The organism is Bartonella sp. TT29SHDZB (assembly GCF_042193395.1).
GTDB lineage: Bacteria > Pseudomonadota > Alphaproteobacteria > Rhizobiales > Rhizobiaceae > Bartonella.
This window is the reverse complement of record NZ_JBHILQ010000075.1, coordinates 1-2,248: the sequence shown is the minus strand read 5'-3', so window position 1 is coordinate 2,248 and position 2,248 is coordinate 1. Positions and strand designations below refer to the sequence as shown.

Below are 2,248 nucleotides of genomic sequence, written 5' to 3'. Positions count from 1 at the left end.
TTGTGCAATAAAAAGATGTTCTTTTATATTTCGATTGGTTATTTTAATCGTTTATTTAGATCGCTAGCTGTTTTGATCATAAAAGCCGTGTCTTAAAGGACGCGGCTTTTTTGCTATAAAGCAGCCCCCCGCCCCGTTATTTACGCTGCTTTGTTTGTGCTTTGTTCACTACCATCAGTATCTTTATAAATTTTTTTATTGCCTTTAATAACAGCGTTGCCAGAGATTTTTACACCCTCTTCAATAATAGACCTATTAGAAACACACGCATCATCATAAATTTCTGCTTTTTCATAAATACGAGCATTCTCATAAACACGGGCATTGCCATAAATCTTGACATCTTTGTAGACAAGCGCTTTACCATAAACCCTAGCATGATCAAAAATATGAGAACCTTCGTATACACAAGAAGACCCTGATACTTTTGCATTGCCATAAACAAAGCCCTTCACATAAGCACTGTGCCAAACCTTGGCATTGTCATAAATTTTTGCCTCTATACTAATAAAAGCTTTCCCATAAACCACGGCATTATCACAAACTTGACCACAAACCTTAGCATGATCATAAACCTTGGCATTGCCATTAACCACACACTTGCCATAAACCCACCCCTTGCCACGAAACCACATGGTACCACTAATACTAGCATTATCAAAAATCTTAGCATTGCCATAAACATGGGTATCACGACCATAAACCTTGGCTTTATCACTCACGACAACGTTACCATAAACTTTAGCATTTTGAGCAACAACGGCTTCATTACGTATTTTAGCATTTTCACTAACGACAGCATCATATGCTGCAATAGCATCATCATACACCCAGCAATTCCCATCATGAGAGAGGTTATCTTCCTTCTCAATAAAACCACCAAGGTCACCAGCCTTGACATCATCGAAATCCCTTAATGCGCGTATGCGATAAAAGTATCTAGGTTGACGGGTTTCTGCATCGTAAACTTTTTTTATTTCGTCTATAATTTCATATTTTTTAGATACATTTTTAGTGGTCATAGGTAGCTCCCTAATCTAATATTCAAACAAATTTTTAAATGAAATGGTTATAAGGAGGCGCCCCCGCACCGCCCGCCCCGTTATTTACGCTGCTTTATCATCACCACAAATATCTTCAGAAATTTTTTGATTGCCATTAACCACGGCATTGCCATAAATCGTTGTAAATTGGCAAATTTGTGCCTTGCCACTCACATGAGCATTATTATGAATTTTTGCACAGGGACCAACACGCGCCGAGCCAGAAACCTTGGCATTGTCATAAATATTGCTACCATCATAAACTATAGCTTTATCAAAAACATGAGCATTTCCATAAGCTTTTGACCACGCAGCAAGGCGTGATTTCCCATAAACATGGGCATCATTAAACACAAGCCCACTCACATGGGCATTTTCATAAACACGGGCGTTATCGTAAATAAAAGCCCCCTCTGTAATAACGGCATTATCACTCACAACGGCATTACCATAAACGTAGCCCCCAATTTTTGCATTGCCATTAATGACTGCATTGTCATAAACATGTGCCTTATCATTCAAAACCCATGCCTTATCACTAATCACAGCATTACCATAAACCTTAGCATAATTCACAACACAAGCATTATTGCGTATTTTGGCGTTTTCGGAAACGCTTGCTTGGATAACCATAGCATTATCATAGACCCAGCAATTACCATCATGGGAAAGATTTTCTTCAGATTCAATATAGCCACCAAGTTGACCAGCTTTAACATCACCAAAATCTCTTAACGCCTTAATGCGATAAAGTTTTTTACCCTCACGAAGAATTGTTTGATTGGTGAGTTGATATTTTGGAGATGTTTTTTGATTTTTAACTGTAGCGTTCATGCTAGTAATCCTTATCAATGAAGTTTTTAATTAACAGCCCATAAGGGCGTCGGGTGCTAAAAACACGGTGATAAGTCCGCCGCTATGCTTTTCCCTCGCGAAGGGTATTGTATGGCATAGCTACACCCGACATAACCGTTATATGCCAATGATAGCATAAAAGAAAGTCAGTATTTTGAAGATGGGAAAAACCTTATCGTGGTTTATCCGCTTATCACAAGTGTTTTTAGCACTTGTCGACCTTTCTAAACGAACCTTTCCTTAATGTCAATACGTATTTTTTATTTTTTTCAATTTTTTTCATTTTGATACCTACCTAATTGAATACCAAGTGCTTTTAAATTTTACTTTTGGTTTTTAGTATAAAATGT

2 protein-coding genes are annotated in these 2,248 nt (G+C 37.6%); both read right to left on the bottom strand.

The window, feature by feature from the left end; all coding sequences use genetic code 11:
* Positions 1–140 precede the first annotated feature (140 nt).
* A complete protein-coding gene (locus ACFIJJ_RS09545; protein ID WP_375624372.1) occupies positions 141–1,022 on the bottom strand; it encodes a hypothetical protein in 882 nt (293 codons plus the stop codon).
* Positions 1,023–1,106: 84 nt separating this feature from the next.
* Entirely contained in the window at positions 1,107–1,877 is a 771-nt protein-coding gene (locus ACFIJJ_RS09540; protein ID WP_375646774.1) for a hypothetical protein, read from the bottom strand.
* Positions 1,878–2,248: the final 371 nt, after the last annotated feature.

Coding starts and splice junctions, on each gene's coding strand:
- ACFIJJ_RS09540 (WP_375646774.1), bottom strand. CDS start 1,877: ATGAACGCTACAGTTAAAAATCAAAAAACATCTCCAAAATATCAACTC.
- ACFIJJ_RS09545 (WP_375624372.1), bottom strand. CDS start 1,022: ATGACCACTAAAAATGTATCTAAAAAATATGAAATTATAGACGAAATA.